We start from the raw sequence: 20,902 nt of genomic DNA on the forward strand, positions 1-20,902 counted from the left end.
GAATAGTTCGGATTCGTACAACGTGGTGTCAGAGAAGCGACGCCAATAAAGGTGCGGCGAACAGGTTGAGCAAGCCCGTAAGCACCATCACCAAGCCCGCCACCGAGCCCTCTTCGCCGCCTACTTCATGGGCACGACTGACGCCAGCACCGTGGGCGCCCACGCCAAACAACGCGCCCCGCGCCAGGGCACTGCGCAGCGGCAGCCACTTGAGCAGCACCCCGCCAAGCAGGGCGCCGAACACGCCGGTGAACATCACGAATACCGCCGTGAGTTCCGGCACGCCGCCCAGGTCGTGGGCCAGGGGCATGGCAAAGGGCGTGGTGATCGAGCGTGGCACCAATGACAGGGTGACCGAACTGTCCAAGGCCAACGCCTTGGCCAAGCCGAAAGAAGTCCCGATGGACGCCGCGCTACCCGCCAGCATGCCCAGCAGCAATGCCGACCAGTGGCGCATCAATAACTGGCGCTGCTGCCAGATCGGGATGGCGAACGCCACCGTCACCGGTCCCAGCACCAGCATCAGCCAATGGGTGTCGGTGGCGTACTCGGCATAGGCGGTGTTCAGCGGCACGGCCACCGCCAGCAGCAGCGCGGGCACCAGGATCAGCGGCGATAGCAGGTAACGCCCGGTGCGCCGGTAGATCCAGCGGCTGAAACCGTAGGCCACAAGGGTCAGGGCCAGCCAGAACAGTGGCATCAGTTCAAGCTTCATGGCGCAGCTTCCAACGGCAGACGAGTTCAACGGTAAATGCCGTGACCAACATCACCGTCAGGGTGCTAAGGGCGATCACCAACATGATGCGCCAACCGTCGTGGCGCATCAGCCCACCGTAATCGAGCAGGCTCATCAACGCCGGGATAAAGAACAGCAGCATTTCCGCCATCAACATGCCAGCGCCCAATTGCAGGGCTGCGGGCTTGATCAGGCCACTGGCGAACACCAGCAACAGCAGGCCCAGGCCGATGACCCCGCCTGGAATCGGCCAGGCCAGCCACAGGGCTACTTGGCAACCCAGCAGGTAAATCGCCAGCAATACCAGCAACTCAACCAGCAACCGGCACACATATTTGAAGGTGAAACGTTTAGTAGACATGGGTTCCTCGCAGGCCCCCATGTTAATGAGCCCCCTGGCACCCCCAAAGCGAATTGTTAGACTGCAAGCCATTCCAATCTGGAATTACCGTAATGGAATTCAAACAGCTGCGCAGTTTTATCGAAGTGGTTCACCGTGGCGGTTTTACCCAGGCCGGGAGAACCCTGCATATCAGCCAGTCCGCGGTGAGCAAGCAAGTGGCGCAACTGGAGCAAAGCCTGGGTACACCGCTGCTCGACCGCATTGGCTCGCAGGTGCGCCTGACCGCCGCCGGGCACGTGGTGCTGCAACGGGCCGAGGCGATGCTGCGCCTGCAAACCGAATTGTTGAGCGAGTTGGACGACTTGAATCAGTTGACCCGTGGCGAGTTGCGCATGGGTCTGCCGCAACTGGGGGGCGACACACTGTTTGCCGAGTTGTTTGCCGAATATCGGCGACGCTATCCCAATGTCAGCATCCAATTGCTTGAGGGCGGCAGTCGCAATATCGAGCAGGCGATCCTCGCCGGGGAGCTGGACGTAGGCGGCAGCTTGTTGCCCACCGATCCGGCGTTTGCCTGGCAAGCCTTCTGTGATGAACCACTGGATGCGCTGCTGCCCGCGGACCACCCGCTGGCGCAGCGTGGGCAGATTGGCTTGGAGGAATTGGCCGACACGCCGTTTTTGATGTATCAGCGCAGCTTTGTGCTCAATGACCGGCTGCTCCAGGCTTGCCAGCAAGTGGGCTTCACACCCCGGGAAAGCGGGCGCAGCGGCCAGGCGGATTTTCTCGTGGCACTGGTGGCTGCCGGCCAGGGCGTGGTGCTGCTGCCCAGTGTGGTCGCGCGCGGCCTGGAGCGCCCTGGCGTGGTGCGCCTGACACTCAGGGCGCCCGAATTCCTACGCTGGGACATCGCTTTTATCTGGCGCCAGGGCGCCTACCTGTCGAAAGCCGCCCTGGCCTGGCTGGCGTTACTACGCGAGTACCCGATCAGCCGCGCAGTGCCGTGACCAGCTCTGCCAACCAGGGCTCGGCATCGGCTTCCGGGGTGACACTTTCGCTGGCGTCCAGGCGCAGCATCGGCAGCACTTCGCGTACGCCCAACTCGCTGAACAGCTCGCGCATCTGCTCCCCGCCGCCACAGAAGGTATCGCCATAGCTGGCGTCGCCCAGGCCGATCACCGCACCTGGCAAACCACGCCAGGCGGCGGGCAGTTGATCGCGGATTGTCGAATACAGCGATATCAGGTTGTCTGGCAATTCGCCCATGCCGGTGGTGGAGGTTACGGCCAGAAAGGCCTCCGGGGCGAACGCCTGCACATCGGCCAGGGTCGCCCGCGGGTTATGCCAGGCCTCGAACCCGGCTGCGTTGAGGAGACCCATGGCGTGGCGGGCAACTTCTTCGGCCGTGCCATAGACCGAGCCGGAAAGGATGGCGACTTTCATCAATCTGATCCTGTAGTTGAGTGAAAACCTGGGATATTAGCAGTTGGCAGCCGCGTGAGTTGTCTTACACTACGAAATCCACAAACACGCTATGGATCGCTCAATGATCAACGCCAAGCTGATGCAGATGGTGATCAATGCCTCTAACGACGGGATCACCGTGGCTGAGAGGGAGGGCAAGGACAAGCCCCTGATTTACGTGAACCCGGCCTTCGAACGCATGACCGGCTACAGCCTGGACGAAATCCTTTACCAGGATTGCCGCTTCCTGCAATCGGGTGACCGTGACCAGCCGGCCCTGATGGCCATCCGCGAAGCCCTGGACACTGGCGGCGCGTGCCGGGAAATCCTGCGCAACTTCCGCAAGGACGGCACGCACTTCTGGAATGAGCTGTCATTATCGACGGTTTACAACCCAGCCGATCAGCAGACTTACTTCGTCGGCGTGCAAAAAGATGTAACGGTTCAGGTCAAGGCCCAGCAGCGTGTAGCCCAGCTTGAAGCCCAGGTGGCGCAGCTTACAGCCGAGCTGGCAGCACTCCGAGCGACGAGCGGATCTAACAAACTTTAGAAAACACGGTCTTTAGGGTGATAATCAGTTTAATCACGCATTTCCTTGAGCCACATCAATGCAACGCGACACGCTCTTGACCCAGGACGAACTGGACTTCATCCAGAACATGCACCACAACCCGCAACTGAATGTGCGGGATGTGTCGTCGAGCCTGACGGTCAATGGCGGAGCGCAGATCCGCGACCTGCTCACGCGCCTGGCGGCCCATGAACAGGTAACGATCCAGGCGCAGTTCGATAACCAGCAGATGACCTTTCCCCTGCAATTGGTGGAGGACGAGTTTCATGCCCTGCACCTGCGACTGGGGGTACCGAGCATTTTTGAAGACGGGCCGATGATCCGGCCTTGGCGCCTGGTCCTCGAAGAGCCGGTCGCCCTGGAAAACGTCAAGGGCCAGCCCGGGGCGCTATGGGTACATGAAGTATCGTTCAAGGGCTTGCTGGTGCAATCCCGTGGCCGCAGCAAACCACCCAGGACTTTCTCGATGTGGTTCAGCCCGTCCGGCTACGAGAGGATTGCGGTGCGTGGCACGCTGGAGCGCGAGACCGCTCGCGGGCTGTTTGCCTACCGCTTGAGCCAGGGCGATGTGGATGAAACCGAGCGCCTGCGCCAGTTCATCCTGCAACAGCATCGCCTGGCGCACCCCGAAGTGCATGCCTGAATTCAGGTATCCAGGGTTCCCCTGAGGAACTGCTGCAAGCGCCGCTGCATCAATCTTCCCTCATTGCCCAGGCAGCCAATGGCAGTATCGGCCAGTAGCTGCTCGGCCATGTCGGAGGCATCACCGGCCAGCAGCAGCGGGCACTCCAGGGTCAGGGCCAATCGCGCCAACCGCTTGGGCAACTCATGGGTCGGTGAACGATTGGAGAACAGCACCAGCGCCTGCGGGCGGGTCTTCTCGCAGATCAGTGTCAACTCATCCAGGGGCTGGCCCACGTTCAGCACATGCACGGCCAGGTCCTCACCACTGAGCATGAGCCCCGCCACCAGCAATTCCAGTTCTCGGCATTCACCGGCAATGGCTGCCAGCAGTACTAGCGGCGTACGGCCGGCGCGGGCCAGTTGCAGGCGCTGGGAAATTCGCGCGCGCAAGAAGCTGTCGAAAAACAGCCATTCGCTGGCCTGGCCAAAACGGCCCTGATGCCGCAGCAATTGGCGCCAAAGGGGCATCAGGATGTCCTGAAACGCCACTGAAGCGGGGTAGGCCGCAAATACCTGCCCGTACAGGCGCTCCAGTTGCAGCTCATCAAACGCGCCGATGGCCAGTTGCAACTGCTGCTGCCACTGCGCCCACTCAAGCTCACCGCTGCCTTCCTGTTGGTCTTGTAGTGAAGACACTTGCGCATCGTCCCGGGCGAGGATCTTGCCGACTTTGCTGACTGCCACGCCCCGCTCGATCCAATCCAGAATGCGATGAACGGTCTCTATGTCCTTCTGCGTGTACAGGCGATGCCCACTTTCGGTGCGCACCGGCTGGATCAAACCATAACGGCGCTCCCACGCACGCAAGGTGATCGGGTTAATACCTGTCAATCTTGCGACTTCACGAATCGGGAACAACTCATCCGCGGCGGCTAGACCGCCATGCTCAAGACCGGGGGGCAGGGCTGTGATTACAGGCATCGAATGACCAGGAACTTATACGAAGTTGGATCCCATTTAACGCTTTTATACCTGTCTTTTTCAAGGGACCTGCCCAGCCGTCCAATGCCGCTGGTGTATTTCGTCAAATCAGGAATAATCCTTGCCTGTTTTTCTGCGTCGCCGCCCTACCCTGCGGTTTCGCCAGGGACGCCACCTACCCGGTGCCGCGCTCCCACGCATTCGGAGATACACAATGTCTACCCTACCCGTCACCTTGATGGTCGCGCGCCGCGCTGCCCAAGGTCGTTATCAGGACATGATGAGCTGGCTGCGCGAAGGCGAGCAACTGGCCACGGACTTCCCCGGCTACCTGGGTTCAGGCGTGCTTGCACCGCCTGCCGACGGTGGCGAATTCCAGATCATCTTCCGCTTCGCCGACGAGCAGACCCTGCACGCCTGGGAGTTCTCCGCGTCGCGCAGCGCCTGGCTGGGGCGCGGCAGTGAATTGTTCGCTGACCCCACGGAACATCGTGTCAGCGGCATGGAGGGCTGGTTTGGCGCCGTAGGCCAGCGCCCACCGCGCTGGAAACAGGCCGTGGCGATCTGGCTGGCGTTTTTCCCGGTGTCACTGCTGTTCAACGTCGGCCTGGAACCGTTGTTGGCCGAGTTGGGCTTGTTCAGCCGCGTGCTGGTCAGCACCCTGGCCCTGACGCCCTTGATGGTCTATCTGTTCATTCCCCTGTCGACCCATTTGCTGGCCGGCTGGCTCAATCCTGCTCCGCGACGGGTAAAACCTGCCGAAGCAACCGTTTGAGCCGATCCGCTACAGCCCGGTCGCTGGTATAGTTTTAGCTTGCCCGCGACCCGAGCTTCCCATGACCTGCACCCCCGCCCCGATCCTCATCACCGGCGCCGGCCAACGTGTCGGCCTGCACTGCGCCCAGCGCCTGCTGGATGAACAGCAACCGGTGATCTTCAGCTATCGCAGTGAACGTCCCGGTGTGCAGGCCTTGCGCGAGCGTGGCGCGGTGGGCGTATTTGCCGATTTCTCGTGCGAGGCCGGTATCCTGGCGTTCATCAGCGAACTCAAGACCCATACCGACAGCCTGCGGGCAATCATCCACAACGCCTCGACCTGGGCCGCAGAGACACCTGGTGACGAGGCCAGCGCCTTTATCGATATGTTCAGCGTGCACATGCTTGCGCCGTACCTGATCAACCTGCATTGTGCTGACTTGCTCAGACGCTCGACGCCGGCCGACATTGTGCATATCAGCGACGACGTCACCCGCAAGGGCAGCCGCCAGCATATCGCCTACTGCGCCACCAAGGCCGGGCTCGACAGCCTGACCCTCTCCTTCGCCGCCCAATACGCGCCTCGGATCAAGGTCAATGGCATCGCGCCAGCCATGGTGATGTTCAACGAAGGCGACGACGCGGCTTATCGCGCCAAGGTCCTGGCCAAGTCGGCACTGGGTATCGAACCCGGGCCTGAGGTGATTTACCAGAGCGTGCGTTACCTGCTGGACAACCCTTATGTGACCGGCACCACCCTGACCGTCAATGGCGGGCGCCATGTCAAGTAAACCCGAACACCACCCGCCTGGGGTTCCTGCAACTGATTGGACGGAGCAAGTAGCAATGCCACAACTTCAACCAGGTATGGCGCGCATCCGGGTCAAGGACCTGTGTCTGCGTACCTTTATTGGCATCAACGAGGATGAAATCCTCAACAAGCAGGATGTGTTGATCAACCTGACCATCCTGTATGCCGCACAAGACGCCGTGCGCGACAACGATATCGACCACGCCTTGAACTACCGCACCATCACCAAGGCCATCATCGCCCACGTCGAAAGCAACCGCTTTGCCCTGCTCGAACGCCTGACCCAGGAAGTGCTGGACCTGGTGATGAGCAATGAGTCGGTGCTGTATGCCGAAGTCGAAGTCGACAAGCCCCATGCGCTGCGCTTTGCCGAATCGGTATCGATTACGCTCGCGGCCAGCCGTTAACCCCCCTGAATCTGCGTGAACCCTATGACCGATCAACAACGCCTGGAACTCGAAGCTGCTGCCTTCCGCCGCCTGGTTGCGCACCTGGACAGCCGCAAGGATGTGCAGAACATCGACCTGATGAACCTTGCCGGGTTCTGCCGCAACTGCCTGTCCAAGTGGTACAAGGCCGAGGCCGACGAACGCCAGATCGAAGTCAGCCTCGATGACGCCCGCGAAGTGGTGTACGGCATGCCGTACGCCGAGTGGAAAGCCCAGTACCAGCAAGAAGCCAGCGCCGAACAACAAGCGGCGTTTGCCAAAGGAAAAACCCATGACTGACCTGAACACCCTGCACACCAGCCTCGACAGCGGCGAACACCAGTTTGCCGATACCCTGGCCTTCATCGCCGCTGGCTACGACTACCAGCCACAGGCCTTTACCAATGGCAGCGTAGAAAACGCCGCTGGGCAGAACGAAGGCTCGTGCAAGACCCTGGGCCTGGCGCTGCTCGAAGGCTTGAGCGACCAGCAGGCTTTGCTGGCGTTCGGCGAACATTACCGTTCGGTGCTGGCGACGCCTGAAGGCACAGATCACAGCAACATCCGCGCGTTGATCGAGCATGGGTTGGCGGGAGTGAAGTTTGTCCAGCCGCCTTTGACCCGCCGCTGATCCAGCTTGCAAACCCGGTCAATGTGGGAGCCGGGCTTGCCCGCGATGGCGGTAGGTATCTACACAACTTCCAGAAACTGACGAACTTCCCTGTGGCGAGCGGGCTTGCCCCGCGCTGGGCTGCGTAGCAGCCCCACTTCAGGCACCGCGGTTGTTTCAGGTGTACCGAGCCAGCAGGGTTTGGGGCGGCTTCGCCACCCAACGCGGGGCAAGCCCGCTCGCCACAAAAAAACCGGCCGCGCGGCCGGTTTTTTTATTGCAACGGTTTAGAAAGAAGCGTCTTTCAAACCATCGAGGTAACGCTCGGCATCCAGGGCCGCCATGCAACCGGCGCCGGCCGAGGTGATGGCCTGGCGGTAGACGTGGTCGGCCACGTCGCCAGCGGCAAAGATGCCTTCGATGTTGGTCGCGGTGGCATTGCCTTCACGACCGCCCTGCACCACCAGGTAACCGTCTTTGGCGGTCAGCTTGCCTTCGAACAACGATGTGTTCGGGGTGTGGCCGATAGCAATGAATACGCCGTCGACTTTCAGCTCGTCGAAGCTGCCATCGTTGTTCTTCAAACGCGCACCGGTCACGCCCATGTTATCGCCCAGGACTTCGTCCAGGTTGGCGTTGAGCTTGAGGATGATCTTGCCTTCGGCAACCCGCGCGTGCAGCTTGTCGATCAGGATCTTCTCGGCGCGGAAGGTTTCGCGACGGTGAACCAGGGTCACGGTGCTGGCGATATTGGCCAGGTACAGTGCTTCTTCCACGGCGGTGTTACCACCACCGACCACCGCCACCGGCTTGTTGCGGTAGAAGAAACCATCGCAGGTGGCGCAGGCGGAAACGCCCTTGCCCATGAAGGCCTCTTCCGATGGCAGGCCCAGGTAACGGGCGCTGGCGCCAGTGGCGATGATCAGCGCGTCACAGGTGTAGACGCCGCTGTCGCCAGTCAGGCTGTAGGGCTTTTTCGAGAAATCCACGGCATTGATATGGTCGAAGACGATTTCGGTCTCGAAGCGCTCGGCGTGTTCTTTCATGCGTTCCATCAGCACCGGACCGGTCAGGCCATGGACATCGCCCGGCCAGTTGTCGACTTCAGTGGTGGTGGTCAGCTGACCACCCGCCTGCATGCCGGTGATCAGCAACGGCTTGAGGTTGGCCCGGGCCGCGTAGACCGCAGCGCTGTAACCGGCAGGGCCGGAACCGAGAATAATCACTCGCGAATGACGGGTATCAGACATGACTCACTCCTATCGACCGCCCGGACTACAGAGCGGCTGGAATAAAAAAGGACCGCGAAGCACTTGGGGAAGGCTTGAACTCGCAGGCCCTGAAAATAATGGGTGCAGCGTATAGAGGGGGGCAAGATTAAGGAAATACGGAATAACAATCCAGCTCATAGGTGGTCTCTATCCTGTGCCCCCTATTAATCGACATGTTTGTTACCGTTAATGTCGACTCGCTGACCGTGCTTTCACCGCTTTCGCAAAGCCGGTAAGGTCGGCGCGTTTGCCCTTTTACCCGGAGTTACCCATGCCCGCCCCCGTTCTGTCAGGCCCACAATACCTGCGCGAAGGCCTGAAACTGGTCTTGAGCCCAGGCCTGCGCCTGTTCGTCCTGCTGCCCCTGGCGATCAACCTGATACTGTTCGTCGGATTGATCTATTTTGCTGGCCATCAGTTCAGCCTGTGGGTCGACACCTTGATGCCAACGCTGCCCAGTTGGCTGAGTTTCCTCAGCTACATCCTGTGGCCGCTGTTCGTGCTACTGGTGGCTTTTATGGTGTTTTTCAGCTTCACCATGCTCGCCAATATCATCGCTGCGCCGTTCAATGGTTTTCTCGCCGAGAAGGTCGAAGTGGTGGTGCGCGGTACCGATGACTTCCCGGCCTTCAGTTGGGCCGAACTGTTCGCCATGGTCCCGCGCACACTGGCGCGGGAAATGCGCAAGCTCGGCTACTTCCTGCCACGCGCCATCGGCCTGTTTATCCTGTCGTTCATTCCCGTGGTCAACCTGATCGCCGCCCCCCTGTGGCTGCTGTTCGGGGTATGGATGATGGCGATCCAGTACATCGACTACCCAGCCGATAACCACAAGCTGGGCTGGAACGAAATGCTCGCCTGGCTGCGGCAGAAGCGCTGGCAGAGCATGAGCTTCGGTGGGATTGTTTACCTGGTGTTGCTGGTGCCGGTGGTCAACCTGCTGATGATGCCCGCGGCGGTGGCCGGGGCGACGTTGTTCTGGGTGCGTGAGCGCGGCGCCGAAACCATGCTGGCGCAAAAGCCCTAATCTGTTCGATTGACCTGGATCATGACGATTTGCCCACATAAAGCACATGGTTATTAAAACTATAAGCCTGTGGGGAGCAAGCCATGTACAGACCGTTGATGCTGATGTTTGGGTTGATGTTGGGCGGCGAGGCCTGGGGGGCCGCTGCCGCCAACGAGCCGATCTTGCCGGTGCAGCCGGCGAAAATCACTGACGCCGCCAAGGTCGAGTTGGGCAAGCAATTGTTCTTCGACCCGCGCCTGTCCAAGTCCGGCTTCATTTCCTGCAACTCGTGCCACAACCTGAGCATGGGCGGCAGCGACAATCTGCCCACCTCCATCGGCCATAACTGGCACCAGGGGCCGATCAACTCACCGACGGTGCTCAACTCCAGCATGAGCGTTGCGCAGTTCTGGGATGGACGCGCGGCGACCCTGCAAGAGCAGGCCGGCGGCCCGATCTCCAACCCGGGCGAAATGGGCTTCACCCACGATCTGGCCGTGGACGTGCTGCGCTCGATCCCGCAATACCAGGCCTCGTTCAAGAAAGTGTATGGCGATGACGGCATCAAGTTCGACGATGTGACCAACGCCATCGCGGCCTTCGAAGAAACCCTGGTCACCCCCAACGCCCCGTTCGACCGCTGGCTGCTGGGCGATAAAAAAGCCATCAGCGCCACGGCAGCGCAGGGCTACCAGTTGTTCAAGAGCATCGGCTGCGTGGCCTGCCATAACGGCGAGGCGGTCGGTGGCAGCACCTTCCAGAAAATGGGCATGGTCGAACCCTATGCCACCAAGAACCCGGCCCAAGGCGTGGCAGGCCTGACCGGCAAGGATCAGGACCGGATGATGTTCAAGGTGCCGACCTTGCGCAACGTCGCCCTGACTTACCCCTACTTCCACGACGGTGCCTACTGGAACCTGAGCGAAGCGGTAGACGTCATGGCCCGCCTGCAATTGGGGCGCAAGTTGAGCACCGATGAGGTCAGCCAGATTGTCGCGTTCCTCGACACCCTGACCGGCGACCAGCCGGACTTCAAGCTGCCGATCCTCCCGCCGTCCTCGGCCAAGACCCCGCGTCCTGCGCCGTTCAACTAAGCCAGTAGCGGGCCGGTCGTCATAAATCCGTCATTGCGACGACACAATGGCGACATGGCCCGCGCCGACACTGGCTGCATGACGACAGCTTTCCTGAATATCACCCTGATTACCGAAACCTTCCCACCGGAAATCAACGGCGTGGCCAACACCCTTGGCCGCCTGTGTGACGGCCTGCGCGCACGTGGACATCAGGTGGAACTGGTGCGCCCGCGCCAGACTGGCGACTTGAGTCGCCAGAGCGACGACGGCCTGCTGCTGTGTCGCGGCTGGCCTCTACCGGGTTATCCCGGCCTGCAATGGGGCCAGTCCTCCATGCACAAACTGCTGCGGCGCTGGAAACGCCAGCGTCCAGACGTGCTGTACATCGCTACCGAAGGCCCGCTGGGCTTGTCGGCTTTGCGGGCGGCACGGCGCCTGGGGATCAGCGTGGTCAGCGGTTTCCACACCAACTTCCAGCAGTATTCCAGCCAATACGGCCTGGGCATGCTCAGCCGCATCCTGACCCACTACCTGCGCTGGTTCCATAACCGCTCCAGCCTGACCCTGGTGCCCAGCGTCAGCCAGCGCCTGGAACTGGAACGCCGCCACTTCGAACGCCTGGACCTGTTATCGCGCGGCGTCGACAGCCAGCTGTTCCACCCAGCCAGACGTGACAACGTCCTACGTGAACAGTGGGGGCTGGGCACTGAGGACATTGCCGTCATGCATGTAGGCCGCCTGGCACCGGAGAAAAACCTCGGTGTGCTCAAACGCTGCCTCGAGGCCTTGCAGGCGACTTATCCACAGCGCCGACTGACGCTGATCGTCGTCGGCGATGGGCCGCAACGCGAGGCACTGGCCAAGGCCCTCCCCGGCGCAATTTTCTGCGGCACACAACGCGGTGAGGAACTGGCGCGCCACTATGCCTCGGGGGACCTGTTTCTGTTCCCCAGCCTCACCGAGACCTTTGGCAATGTGGTGCTCGAAGCGATGGCATCGGGATTGGGCGTGGTGGCCTACGACCAGGCGGCCGCCACCCAGCACATCCGCCATGGCTACAGTGGTGCCGTGGCGATGCCGGGGGATGAGGATGCGTTTTGCGATGCCGCCTGTTGGTTGCTGGAAGAACCCGAGAGCTTGCGTCGGGTGCGCCTGAACGCGCGCCAGCACGCCAGTCGCCAGGGCTGGCCGGCGATTATCGAGCGGTTTGAACAGCAATTGCGCGGGGCGTGTGGTGAGGATGTGATGGAGACGGGCGGTTCGAAGCTGACCTGACGAGCCCGCTCCCACATTGGAATGCAATCAACCTGTGGGAGCGGGCTTGCCCGCGATGGCGCCCGCCAATTCCCCCCTAAACCAGAGTGGTCAGCGCCTCGCGACTGAAGGGCAAGATATCCCCCTCACGGCCTTCACGCACCTTCACTGCCCAGTCCGGGTCGACCAGCAGCGCACGGCCCACGGCCACCAGATCGAACTCATCGTTGTTCAAGCGCTCCAGCAGTTTTTCCAGGCTCGCTGGCTGAGCGATTTTGTCGGTATTGACCATGAACTGCAGGAACTCACCATCCAGGCCCACACTGCCAACGGTGATGGTCGGCTTGCCCGTGAGCTTACGGGTCCAACCGGCCAGGTTCAGCTCGGAACCTTCGAACTCCGGCTCCCAGAAACGACGGGTAGAGCAGTGAAAAATATCCACACCGGCGTCGGCCAACGGCTTGAGGAACTCCCCCAGGGCTTCGGGGGTTTGCACCAGACGTGCGGTGTAATCCTGCTGTTTCCACTGGGAGAAACGGAAAATAATCGGAAACTCGGGGCCTGTGGCAGCCCGCACGGCCTGGATCAATTCAATGGCAAAACGCGAACGGTTGGCCAGGCTGCCGCCGTATTCGTCTGTACGCTGGTTGCTGCCTTCCCAGAAGAACTGGTCGACCAGGTAGCCGTGGGCGCCATGGATTTCCACACCGTCCATGCCAATGTCCTGGGCATCCTTGGCCGCCTGGGCGAAGGCGGCAATCACCTCCTGGATATCCTGGACCGTCATGCCGTGGACCAGCACGGTGCCATCCTTGAGTTTTTCCATCGGGCCGTAGGCCGGCACGCTAGCGTCCGGCTCGGTGCCGATACGCCGTACGCTGCCGACGTGCCACAACTGCGGGACGATCTTGCCGCCTTCGGCATGCACCGCATCGACCACTTTTTTCCAGCCAGCCAATGCAGCCGTACCGTAGAAATGCGGGACATTCGGGTAACCGTTGGAAGCCTGATGGCCCACTACCGTGCCTTCGGTGATGATCAGGCCTACGCCGGCCCCGGCGCGGCGACGGTAGTACTCGATCACTTTGGAATTGGGTACGCCGCCCGGGGAAAACGACCGGGTCATCGGCGCCATGACCACACGGGACGGCAGTTGCAGGGCACCGAGCTGGAAAGGTTTGAACAAGGCTTGGACAGGCATGGGAGCACTCCGCACGAGAGGGATTTTATGATGCGGATAATATGGAGTGCGGGCGGTGCTGGGTAGCACTATTGATTTCAGTGATTAACATTCAAAAGCCGCAAGCTACACAACACATTGCAGGACCCGGCAAGCCGGCTCCTACATGGGTCAGGCCAGGGCTTTTTCGATGGCTTGGACGATCGCGGTGTCTTCTGGCGCAGTGCGCGGGGAGAAACGCGCCAAAACCCGCCCATCCTTGCCCAGCAGGAACTTCTCGAAATTCCAGGTGATATCCCCGGGAAACTCGGCGCCCTCGCCCGCGAGCAAGCGATATAACTGATGGCGCTCGGGGCCGTTCACATCCAGCTTGCTGCCCAATGGAAAGGTCACCCCGTAGTTGAGGCTGCAAAATTCGCGGATTTCTTCCTCCGTTCCCGGCTCCTGGCCTGCAAACTGATTGCACGGCAGGCCCAGCACGGTAAACCCCTGATCCTTGTATAGCTGGTAGAGGTTTTCCAGCGCCGCATATTGCGGGGTCAGCCCACATTTGGAGGCGACATTGACCACCAGCACGACTTGCCCTTTATAGGGCGCCAGAGGCAGCTCCTGACCATCCAGGGCTTTGAGTTTAAGGTCGTGGAAAGCACTCATGACACACTCCAGGTTTCCCATATTCTGGTTAACGGCATTTCGAGATTACAGCCGCCAAGTCGGCAAGAATAGCCGCCAATCAAAAAAGGCGCCCGAAGGCGCCTTTCTTTTCAACTGACCGGCCGTAGCCCGTCAATCAATGGTGGTGACCACCTTCGCCGTGCACGTGGCCGTGAGCCACTTCTTCCTGGGATGCGTCGCGGATGGCAACGATCTTGACCTGGAAGTTCAGGCGCTGGCCGGCCAGCGGGTGGTTGCCGTCGACGGTGACGTCGTCGCCATCCAGGTCGCGGATGGTCACGATCTGCATCTGGCCGTCCGGCGCGGAGGCGTGGAACTGCATGCCCACTTCCAGTTCGTCGACGCCTTCGAACATGCTGCGGCTCAGGGTGCTGACCAGTTCGGCCGAGTACTCGCCATAGGCATCTTCAGGTTCGATGGCAACGGTCAGCTCATCACCAACCTCTTTGCCTTCCAGGGCCTTTTCCAGGCCCGGGATGATGTTACCTGCGCCTTGCAGGTAGACCAGCGGCGCGCCGCCGGCGGAGCTGTCGATGACCTCACCAGCGTCGTTGGTCAGGGTATAGTCAATGGAGACAGCCTTGTTGGCGGCGATCGGCATGGGGCGAGACCTTTTGCATAAGAATGAAGAACGGACAAGTCTAAACAAGGATTTGCCCGAAAGCGAACACAACCCGGACAGACGGAGTCGATCCAGTGACTCGACGGTCGTCGGATTTCATCAGGACGCGGACGGCCACTGGGTCGCCACGCTGTCCTGCGGCCATACGCAGCACCTACGGCACCAACCGCCCTGGCAATCCCGGGGCTGGGTGCTGGATGCGGCGCAACGCCTGGCAAAAATAGGCCAACCCTTTGCCTGTGGCTGGTGTGCGCAGCGCCCGGATAACGATACCCTTGGCAGCTGATTCCCGGTCGACGCGCAGCCATAGCGCATCACCGAAGCCATGCACCTTCAGAGAATTCGCATGCAGACTTTTTTTATCGCGCCCACCGACTTTGGTGTGGGTCTGACCTCCATCAGCCTTGGGCTGGTGCGTACCCTTGAACGGGCCGGGCTGAAAGTCGGGTTTTTCAAGCCCATTGCCCAGCCCCATCCCGGCGACACGGGGCCTGAGCGCTCCACCGAGTTGGTGGCCCGTACCCATGGCCTGAAACCACCGCAGCCACTGGGCCTGGCCCATGTCGAGCGGATGCTCGGCGATGGCCAGCTGGATGAGTTGCTCGAAGAGATCATCACCCTTTACCAACAGGCCGCCGTGGGCAAGGACGTGCTGATTGTCGAGGGCATGGTGCCGACCCGCAGCGCCAGCTATGCGGCACGGGTCAACCTGCACCTGGCAAAAAGCCTGGATGCCGAAGTCATCCTGGTCTCGGCCCCGGAAAACGAAGTGCTGACCGAACTGTCCGGGCGTGTGGAATTGCAGGCGCAACTGTTCGGTGGCCCGAAAGACCCGAAAGTGCTCGGCGTGATTCTCAACAAAGTGCAGACCGACGAGAGCATGGAGGCCTTCGCCGCCCGTCTCAAGGAGCATTCGCCGCTGCTGCGCAGTGGCGATTTCCGCCTGCTCGGCTGCATCCCGTTCCAGCCCGAGCTCAACGCCCCGCGCACCCGTGACGTGGCCGACCTGATGGGCGCGCAAGTGCTCAACGCAGGCGACTATGAAACCCGGCGCATGAGCAAAATCATCATCTGCGCGCGCACCATGCGCAACACCGTGGAGCTGCTCAAGCCCGGCGTGCTGGTGGTGACACCGGGGGATCGCGACGACATCATCCTCGCCGTCAGCCTGGCGGCGATCAATGGCGTGCCCCTGGCCGGCCTGCTGCTGACCAGCGACACCCTGCCTGACCCACGGATCATGGAGCTGTGCCGTGGTGCATTCCAGGCCGGGTTGCCGGTGCTGTCGGTGAGCACCGGATCCTATGACACCGCCAACCAGCTCAACAGCCTGAACAAGGAAATCCCGATTGATGACCGCGAACGTGCGGAGATCATCACCGATTTCGTCGCCAGTCACCTGGATGCGCGCTGGCTGCACCAGCGTTGCGGTACACCACGGGAGATGCGCCTGTCGCCGGCGGTGTTCCGCTACCAGTTGATCCAGCGCGCCCAGGCCGCCAACAAGCGCATCGTGCTGCCCGAAGGCAGCGAGCCGTTGACCGTGCAAGCCGCCGCCATCTGCCAGGCCCGCGGCATTGCCCGTTGCGTGCTGCTGGCCAAGCCGGCCGACGTCGAGGCCGTGGCCCGCGCCCATGGCATCGAACTGCCCGAAGGCCTGGAAATTCTTGACCCGGACCTGATCCGCCAGCGCTACGTCGAGCCGATGGTGGCGCTGCGCAAGAGCAAAAGCCTCAACGCGCCGATGGCCGAGCAGCAACTGGAAGACACCGTGGTGATCGCTACCATGATGCTGGCGCTGGATGAGGTGGATGGGCTGGTGTCCGGGGTGATCCACTCCACCGCCAATACCATCCGCCCTGCATTGCAGCTGATTAAAACGGCGCCGGGTTGCACCCTGGTGTCGTCGGTGTTTTTCATGCTGTTTCCCGAGCAGGTGCTGGTCTACGGCGACTGCGTGATGAACCCGCACCCCAGCGCCGCGGAGCTGGCGGAAATCGCCCTGCAAAGCGCCGACTCGGCCGCCGCCTTCGGCATTACCCCGCGCGTGGCGATGATCAGCTATTCCAGCGGTGACTCGGCCAGTGGCGAGGAAGTGGAAAAAGTCCGCGAGGCCACCCTGTTGGCCCACGAACAGCAAAGCTCGCTGCTGATCGACGGCCCGTTGCAGTACGACGCAGCGGCCAACGAAAACGTCGCCCGGCAACTGGCGCCCAACAGCCTGGTGGCGGGCAAGGCCACGGTTTTTGTGTTCCCCGACCTCAATACCGGCAACACCACCCACAAGGCGGTGCAGCGCAGTGCCGATTGCGTCAGCCTCGGCCCGATGCTGCAAGGCCTGCGCAAACCCGTGAACGACCTGCCCCGTGGGGCCCAGGTAGATGACATCGTCTACACCATCGCCCTGACCGCGATTCAAGCCGCCAACCGACCTATGGATGCCTAAATGCTGGACTTTCTGCCTGCCCCCCTGCGTGGGGTGATCGCCTCGCTGCTGTTGGCGTTGAACACCATCCTGTTGTGTTCATTCCTGTTTATCGTCGCATTGTTCAAGGCGCTGCCGTTCGCCAAGCGCTTCAGCGAATGGCTGATGAACCAGACCCACGAAGCCTGGATCAGCAATAACAACACCTGGATGAACCTGGTGCGCCGCACACGCTGGCACATCAAGGGCCTGGAAGGCCTGGACTACCAGCACTCGTACCTAGTGACCAGCAACCACCAGAGCTGGGTCGATATCATGGTGTTGCAGTACGTGCTCAACCGGCGGATCCGCCCGCTGAAGTTTTTCCTCAAACAGGAACTGATCTGGGTGCCGGTGATTGGCCTGGCCTGGTGGGCGCTGGGCTTCCCCTTCATGAAGCGCTACACCAAGGCTTACCTGGAAAAACACCCGGAGAAGAAAGGCAAGGACCTGGCAACCACCCGCAAGACCTGTGCAAAGTTCCGTGACAACCCGGTGGGCATTTTCAACTTTGCCGAAGGCACACGCTTTACCCCAGGCAAACATGCGCAGCAGCAGTCGCCGTTTCGTTACCTGCTCAAGCCCAAGGCCGGTGGCATTGCGTTTGTGCTGGATGCCATGGGCGAGCAGTTGAAGTCATTGGTGAACGTGACGATCCACTACCCTGACGGGCGTCCGGGGTACTGGGACTTGCTGTGCGGCAATGTCAAAGACGTGGTTGTGCAGTTTGAAGAGGTGCAGATCCCGGCCGAGTTCATTGGCAAGAATTATGAGCAGGATGGGGAGTATCGGCTGGCGTTCCAGGGATGGATCAATAACCTGTGGACTGAAAAGGACGCCCTTTTAGACCAGCTTCACACGGATTACCCTGCCCGTCGCTGAGCAAAAATGTGGGAGCGGGCTTGCTCGCGAATGCGGAGCGTCAGTCACCTTATTTGTTGATTGATACACCGCTTTCGCGAGCAAGCCCGCTCCCACATTTGGCCGAGTTGTTTACAAGAGCCCATAAAAAGCCCGCCACCGAGTGATCGGTGGCGGGCTTTTTATGGCGGCGAGGTTTAGATCGCGCCGCGCTGACGCAACAGTTCCAGCACTTGCTTGACGCTGTCTTCCAACGACAGGGCCTGGGTGTCGATCACCAGGTCGGCATTCAACGGCACGTCGTAGGGGAACGACTCGCCAGGGATGTTATCCCCACCGGCGGCGTACAGGCCTTGCGGGTCACGCTCGGCACATACCAGCGGCGATGCCTGCACGTATACGGTGAGCAAACGATCACTGCCGATCAACGCCTTGGCCTGTTCACGGCCTTCGGCGTCCGGCGCCACAAAGGCCGCCAGGGTGAGCAAGCCGGCTTCGTTGAACTGACGCGCCACGTGGGCGGCACGACGCCAGTTCTCGGTACGCCCGGCACGATCCTGCGGCAGACCTTTATTGAGGTCATGGCGCAGGTTCTGCCCATCGAGCACAAACACCGCACGCCCCATATCGAACAACTTGCGCTCGACCGCATAGGCCAGGGTGGTCTTGCCAGCGCCCGACAGGCCACTGAACAACACGGTGGCTGGCTGCTGGCCGAAACGCTGGGCGCGTTCCTCGGTGGCCACGTGGGCCAACTTGCCGTGCTGCGCTGCGCTGCCATGGCTGACCGGCGGCGCGATAATCATGCCCGCCGCCACGGTGCCATTGGTCAACCGGTCAATCACAATGAAGGCGCCGGTGGTGCGGTTGCTGGCGTAACCGTCCAGGGCGATGGCCGCATCGAGGCTGACCTTGACCCGGCCGATCTCGTTCAACTGCAAGGCACTGGCCGGGCCTTCTTCGAGCGTGTTCACATCCACACGGTGCACGATGCTGGTGATGGAACCCGGCACGTAGCTGGTGGCGCGCTTGATGTCGTATTTCTTGCCCGGCAGCATCGGCTCCTCGGCCATCCACACCAGCATGGCGTCGAAGGCGTCGGTGACTTGCGGCACGTTGTCGGCATGCACCAGCAGGTCGCCACGGGAGATGTCGATCTCGTCTTCCATGGTCAGGGTCACGGCCTGGCCGGGGCCTGCGTGTTCCAGTTCACCTTCGAAGGTGACGATGGATTTGACGCGGCTGCTCTTGCCCGACGGCAGCACCACGACTTCGTCGCCCTTGTGCACGATGCCGCTGGCCAGGGTGCCGGCGAAACCACGGAAGTTCAGGTTCGGACGGTTGACGTACTGCACCGGGAACCGCAGGTCGGTGTAGTTGCGGTCGTTGGCAATCTCGACGGTTTCGAGGATCTCCATCAGCGACTGGCCGGTGTACCAGGGCGAACGCTCGCTCTTGTTCACCACGTTGTCGCCCTTGAGCGCCGACATCGGCACAAAGGCCATGGTGCTCGGCTTGAACGCGATGCCATCGGCAAACTTCAGGTAGTCGGCCTTGATCGATTCGAAAATGCTCTCGTCGAAACCGTTGAGGTCCATCTTGTTGATCGCGATGACGATGTGCTTGATGCCCAACAGCGAAGCAATAAAGCTGTGGCGACGGGTCTGGGTCTGCACGCCGTAGCGCGCATCTACCAGGATGATCGCCAGGTCACAGGTGGAAGCACCGGTGGCCATGTTGCGGGTGTACTGCTCATGGCCGGGGGTGTCGGCGATGATGAACTTGCGCTTGGCGGTGGAGAAATAGCGGTAGGCCACATCGATGGTGATGCCCTGCTCACGCTCGGCCTGCAGGCCGTCGACCAGCAATGCCAGGTCGATGTCGTCACCGGTGGTGCCGACTTTCTTCGAATCGCGGGTGATGGCTTCCAGATGATCTTCGTAGATCATCTTCGAGTCGTGCAGCAGGCGCCCGATCAGGGTGCTCTTGCCGTCATCGACGTTGCCACAGGTCAGAAAGCGCAGCATTTCCTTGCGTTCGTGCTGGCCCAGGTAAGCGAGGATGTCCTCGCTGATCAAATCAGATACGTGCGACATGACAACCCCTTAGAAATAACCCTGACGTTTTTTGTCTTCCATGGAGCCGGCGCCATCGTGGTCGATGACACGGCCCTGGCGCTCGGAAGTTCGCGTCAGGAGCATTTCCTGGATGATGTCCGTCAGCGTCTCGGCTTCGGACTCCACCGCGCCCGTCAACGGGTAGCAGCCAAGGGTACGGAAACGTACTTTCTTTTTGACGATACGGGCTTTGTCTTCGTCGGACAGGTGCTCGAGGATGCGCTCGTCGTCGATCATGATCAGCGTACCGTTCTTCTCGATCACTTCCCGTTCGGCGGCGAAGTACAGCGGCACGATCGGAATGCCTTCGAGGTAGATGTACTGCCAGATATCCAGTTCGGTCCAGTTGGACAGCGGGAACACACGGATCGACTCGCCCTTGTTGACGTTGCCGTTGTAGACGTTCCACAGCTCCGGACGCTGGTTTTTCGGGTCCCAGCGGTGCTTGCTGTCGCGGAACGAGTACACGCGCTCTTTGGCACGGGATTTCTCTTCATCGCGACGGGCGCCGCCGAATGCTGCGTCGAAACCATACTTGTCCAAGGCCTGCTTGAGGCCTTCGGTCTTCATGATATCGGTGTGCTTGGCGCTGCCGTGGGTGAACGGGTTGATGCCCTGCGCGACGCCATCCGGGTTGACGTGGGTGATCAGTTCCAGGCCCAGTTCCTCGACCATGCGGTCGCGGAATTTGTACATTTCCTGGAATTTCCACTGGGTGTCCACATGCATCACCGGAAACGGCAGCTTGCCCGGGAAGAATGCCTTGCGCGCCAGATGCAGCATCACGGCGGAGTCTTTGCCGATGGAGTAGAGCATTACCGGGTTGTCGAACTCGGCGGCAACCTCACGGATGATGTGGATGCTCTCCGCCTCCAGCTGTTTCAGATGCGTCAGTTTGTCGACCATGGCTACTCACGGAAAAACGATTCTTTTTGGACGGCCTGCGGGCCGTGTTCGAGCGGGGCATGCTAGCACAGCACCTTCTTCTATTCAGGGAGCCAGCTAGATCGAAACGGTATATGGATATACCGCCTCGTTTGGCCGTACAT

At 61.0% G+C, this 20,902-nt stretch carries 24 protein-coding genes; 14 read left to right on the plus strand and 10 right to left on the minus strand.

The genetic code is table 11. The features are described from left to right. Window positions 1-28: 28 nt before the first annotated feature. Both FIV38_RS07720 and FIV38_RS07725 read right to left on the minus strand, forming a co-directional pair. Window positions 29-715 (minus strand): LrgB family protein, encoded by a 687-nt coding sequence (locus tag FIV38_RS07720; RefSeq protein ID WP_029295559.1) that lies wholly within the window; start codon window positions 713-715, stop codon window positions 29-31. Then, a complete protein-coding gene (locus FIV38_RS07725) occupies window positions 705-1,097 on the minus strand; it encodes a CidA/LrgA family protein (RefSeq protein WP_139273550.1) in 393 nt (130 codons plus the stop codon). The genes FIV38_RS07720 and FIV38_RS07725 overlap by 11 nt, the downstream gene beginning before the upstream one ends. A 92-nt stretch (window positions 1,098-1,189) precedes the next feature. Between FIV38_RS07725 and FIV38_RS07730 the strand changes: the two genes are divergently transcribed. Next, window positions 1,190-2,086 (plus strand): LysR family transcriptional regulator, encoded by an 897-nt coding sequence (locus FIV38_RS07730; RefSeq protein ID WP_092233607.1) that lies wholly within the window; start codon window positions 1,190-1,192, stop codon window positions 2,084-2,086. Here the strand turns inward: FIV38_RS07730 and FIV38_RS07735 are convergent. Beyond that, entirely contained in the window at window positions 2,067-2,522 is a 456-nt protein-coding gene (locus tag FIV38_RS07735; RefSeq protein ID WP_092233604.1) for a flavodoxin, read from the minus strand. The genes FIV38_RS07730 and FIV38_RS07735 overlap by 20 nt on opposite strands. A 103-nt stretch (window positions 2,523-2,625) precedes the next feature. On the opposite strand from FIV38_RS07735, the gene FIV38_RS07740 reads away from it, so the two are divergent. Further along, the gene (locus FIV38_RS07740; RefSeq protein WP_092233601.1) at window positions 2,626-3,093 is read left to right on the plus strand and encodes a PAS domain S-box protein; all 468 of its coding nucleotides are present in this window, start codon (window positions 2,626-2,628) and stop codon (window positions 3,091-3,093) included. A gap of 58 nt (window positions 3,094-3,151) precedes the next feature. Next, a complete protein-coding gene (locus FIV38_RS07745) occupies window positions 3,152-3,757 on the plus strand; it encodes a hypothetical protein (protein ID WP_070996812.1) in 606 nt (201 codons plus the stop codon). Between the two features lie 2 nt (window positions 3,758-3,759). Here the strand turns inward: FIV38_RS07745 and FIV38_RS07750 are convergent, their stop codons facing one another. Further along, window positions 3,760-4,719, minus strand: a complete 960-nt coding sequence (locus FIV38_RS07750; protein WP_092233598.1) for a MerR family transcriptional regulator — start codon at window positions 4,717-4,719, stop codon at window positions 3,760-3,762. Between the two features lie 214 nt (window positions 4,720-4,933). Here FIV38_RS07750 and FIV38_RS07755 point away from each other — a divergent pair, with 214 nt between their 5' ends. The 5 genes from FIV38_RS07755 (at window position 4,934) to FIV38_RS07775 (ending at window position 7,345) form a co-directional block, all read left to right on the plus strand. After that, window positions 4,934-5,494, plus strand: coding sequence for a putative antibiotic biosynthesis monooxygenase (locus FIV38_RS07755; RefSeq protein WP_092233595.1), 561 nt, complete (start codon window positions 4,934-4,936; stop codon window positions 5,492-5,494). A gap of 61 nt (window positions 5,495-5,555) precedes the next feature. Further along, window positions 5,556-6,266: a dihydromonapterin reductase gene (gene folM / locus FIV38_RS07760; protein ID WP_092233591.1), complete on the plus strand. Its 711-nt coding sequence runs from the start codon at window positions 5,556-5,558 to the stop codon at window positions 6,264-6,266. A 55-nt stretch (window positions 6,267-6,321) separates the two neighbouring features. Next, a complete protein-coding gene (gene folX, locus FIV38_RS07765) occupies window positions 6,322-6,693 on the plus strand; it encodes a dihydroneopterin triphosphate 2'-epimerase (RefSeq protein ID WP_029295577.1) in 372 nt (123 codons plus the stop codon). A 24-nt stretch (window positions 6,694-6,717) separates the two neighbouring features. Then, window positions 6,718-7,014 (plus strand): DUF1244 domain-containing protein, encoded by a 297-nt coding sequence (locus FIV38_RS07770; RefSeq protein ID WP_032857713.1) that lies wholly within the window; start codon window positions 6,718-6,720, stop codon window positions 7,012-7,014. After that, window positions 7,007-7,345 (plus strand): HopJ type III effector protein, encoded by a 339-nt coding sequence (locus tag FIV38_RS07775; RefSeq protein ID WP_029295581.1) that lies wholly within the window; start codon window positions 7,007-7,009, stop codon window positions 7,343-7,345. Before FIV38_RS07770 ends, FIV38_RS07775 begins: the two co-directional genes overlap by 8 nt. Window positions 7,346-7,611: 266 nt before the next feature. Here the strand turns inward: FIV38_RS07775 and trxB are convergent, their stop codons facing one another. Then, window positions 7,612-8,574, minus strand: coding sequence for a thioredoxin-disulfide reductase (trxB, locus tag FIV38_RS07780; protein ID WP_029295584.1), 963 nt, complete (start codon window positions 8,572-8,574; stop codon window positions 7,612-7,614). A gap of 292 nt (window positions 8,575-8,866) precedes the next feature. On the opposite strand from trxB, the gene cysZ reads away from it, so the two are divergent. The 3 genes from cysZ (at window position 8,867) to FIV38_RS07800 (ending at window position 11,955) form a co-directional block, all read left to right on the plus strand. After that, window positions 8,867-9,622, plus strand: a complete 756-nt coding sequence (gene cysZ, locus FIV38_RS07790) for a sulfate transporter CysZ (protein ID WP_029295586.1) — start codon at window positions 8,867-8,869, stop codon at window positions 9,620-9,622. An 83-nt stretch (window positions 9,623-9,705) separates the two neighbouring features. After that, complete coding sequence (locus tag FIV38_RS07795; protein ID WP_029295589.1) at window positions 9,706-10,698, plus strand: cytochrome-c peroxidase; 993 nt, start codon at window positions 9,706-9,708, stop codon at window positions 10,696-10,698. 78 nt (window positions 10,699-10,776) lie between these two features. Beyond that, window positions 10,777-11,955, plus strand: coding sequence for a glycosyltransferase family 4 protein (locus tag FIV38_RS07800; RefSeq protein ID WP_169852056.1), 1,179 nt, complete (start codon window positions 10,777-10,779; stop codon window positions 11,953-11,955). A gap of 76 nt (window positions 11,956-12,031) precedes the next feature. On the opposite strand, the gene FIV38_RS07805 is transcribed toward FIV38_RS07800, so the two are convergent. The 3 genes from FIV38_RS07805 to FIV38_RS07815 all read right to left on the minus strand — a co-directional run bounded on the left by FIV38_RS07805 (window position 12,032) and on the right by FIV38_RS07815 (window position 14,390). Continuing rightward, on the minus strand, window positions 12,032-13,135 hold the full coding sequence (locus FIV38_RS07805; protein ID WP_092233588.1) for an NADH:flavin oxidoreductase: 1,104 nt from the start codon (window positions 13,133-13,135) through the stop codon (window positions 12,032-12,034). A 150-nt stretch (window positions 13,136-13,285) separates the two neighbouring features. Beyond that, complete coding sequence (locus tag FIV38_RS07810; protein WP_092233585.1) at window positions 13,286-13,768, minus strand: glutathione peroxidase; 483 nt, start codon at window positions 13,766-13,768, stop codon at window positions 13,286-13,288. Window positions 13,769-13,904: 136 nt separating this feature from the next. Then, the gene (locus FIV38_RS07815; protein ID WP_092233582.1) at window positions 13,905-14,390 is read right to left on the minus strand and encodes an FKBP-type peptidyl-prolyl cis-trans isomerase; all 486 of its coding nucleotides are present in this window, start codon (window positions 14,388-14,390) and stop codon (window positions 13,905-13,907) included. On the opposite strand from FIV38_RS07815, the gene FIV38_RS07820 reads away from it, so the two are divergent. Genes FIV38_RS07820 through FIV38_RS07830 form a run of 3 tightly spaced genes read left to right on the plus strand, consistent with a single transcriptional unit; the run spans window position 14,359 to window position 17,757 of the window. Further along, window positions 14,359-14,697, plus strand: coding sequence for a DUF3565 domain-containing protein (locus FIV38_RS07820; protein ID WP_071610070.1), 339 nt, complete (start codon window positions 14,359-14,361; stop codon window positions 14,695-14,697). The genes FIV38_RS07815 and FIV38_RS07820 overlap by 32 nt on opposite strands. 60 nt (window positions 14,698-14,757) lie before the next feature. Continuing rightward, entirely contained in the window at window positions 14,758-16,857 is a 2,100-nt protein-coding gene (gene pta, locus FIV38_RS07825; RefSeq protein ID WP_092233580.1) for a phosphate acetyltransferase, read from the plus strand. After that, a complete protein-coding gene (locus tag FIV38_RS07830; protein WP_092233577.1) occupies window positions 16,858-17,757 on the plus strand; it encodes an acyltransferase in 900 nt (299 codons plus the stop codon). It begins immediately after the preceding gene. Between the two features lie 176 nt (window positions 17,758-17,933). Here FIV38_RS07830 and cysN read toward each other — a convergent pair whose 3' ends face one another. Both cysN and cysD read right to left on the minus strand, forming a co-directional pair. Continuing rightward, on the minus strand, window positions 17,934-19,832 hold the full coding sequence (cysN, locus tag FIV38_RS07840; RefSeq protein WP_092233574.1) for a sulfate adenylyltransferase subunit CysN: 1,899 nt from the start codon (window positions 19,830-19,832) through the stop codon (window positions 17,934-17,936). A gap of 9 nt (window positions 19,833-19,841) precedes the next feature. Beyond that, the gene (gene cysD, locus FIV38_RS07845; RefSeq protein ID WP_029295601.1) at window positions 19,842-20,759 is read right to left on the minus strand and encodes a sulfate adenylyltransferase subunit CysD; all 918 of its coding nucleotides are present in this window, start codon (window positions 20,757-20,759) and stop codon (window positions 19,842-19,844) included. Window positions 20,760-20,902 lie beyond the last annotated feature (143 nt).

The sequence above is a fragment of the Pseudomonas proteolytica genome (assembly GCF_007858275.1).
GTDB lineage: Bacteria > Pseudomonadota > Gammaproteobacteria > Pseudomonadales > Pseudomonadaceae > Aquipseudomonas > Aquipseudomonas proteolytica.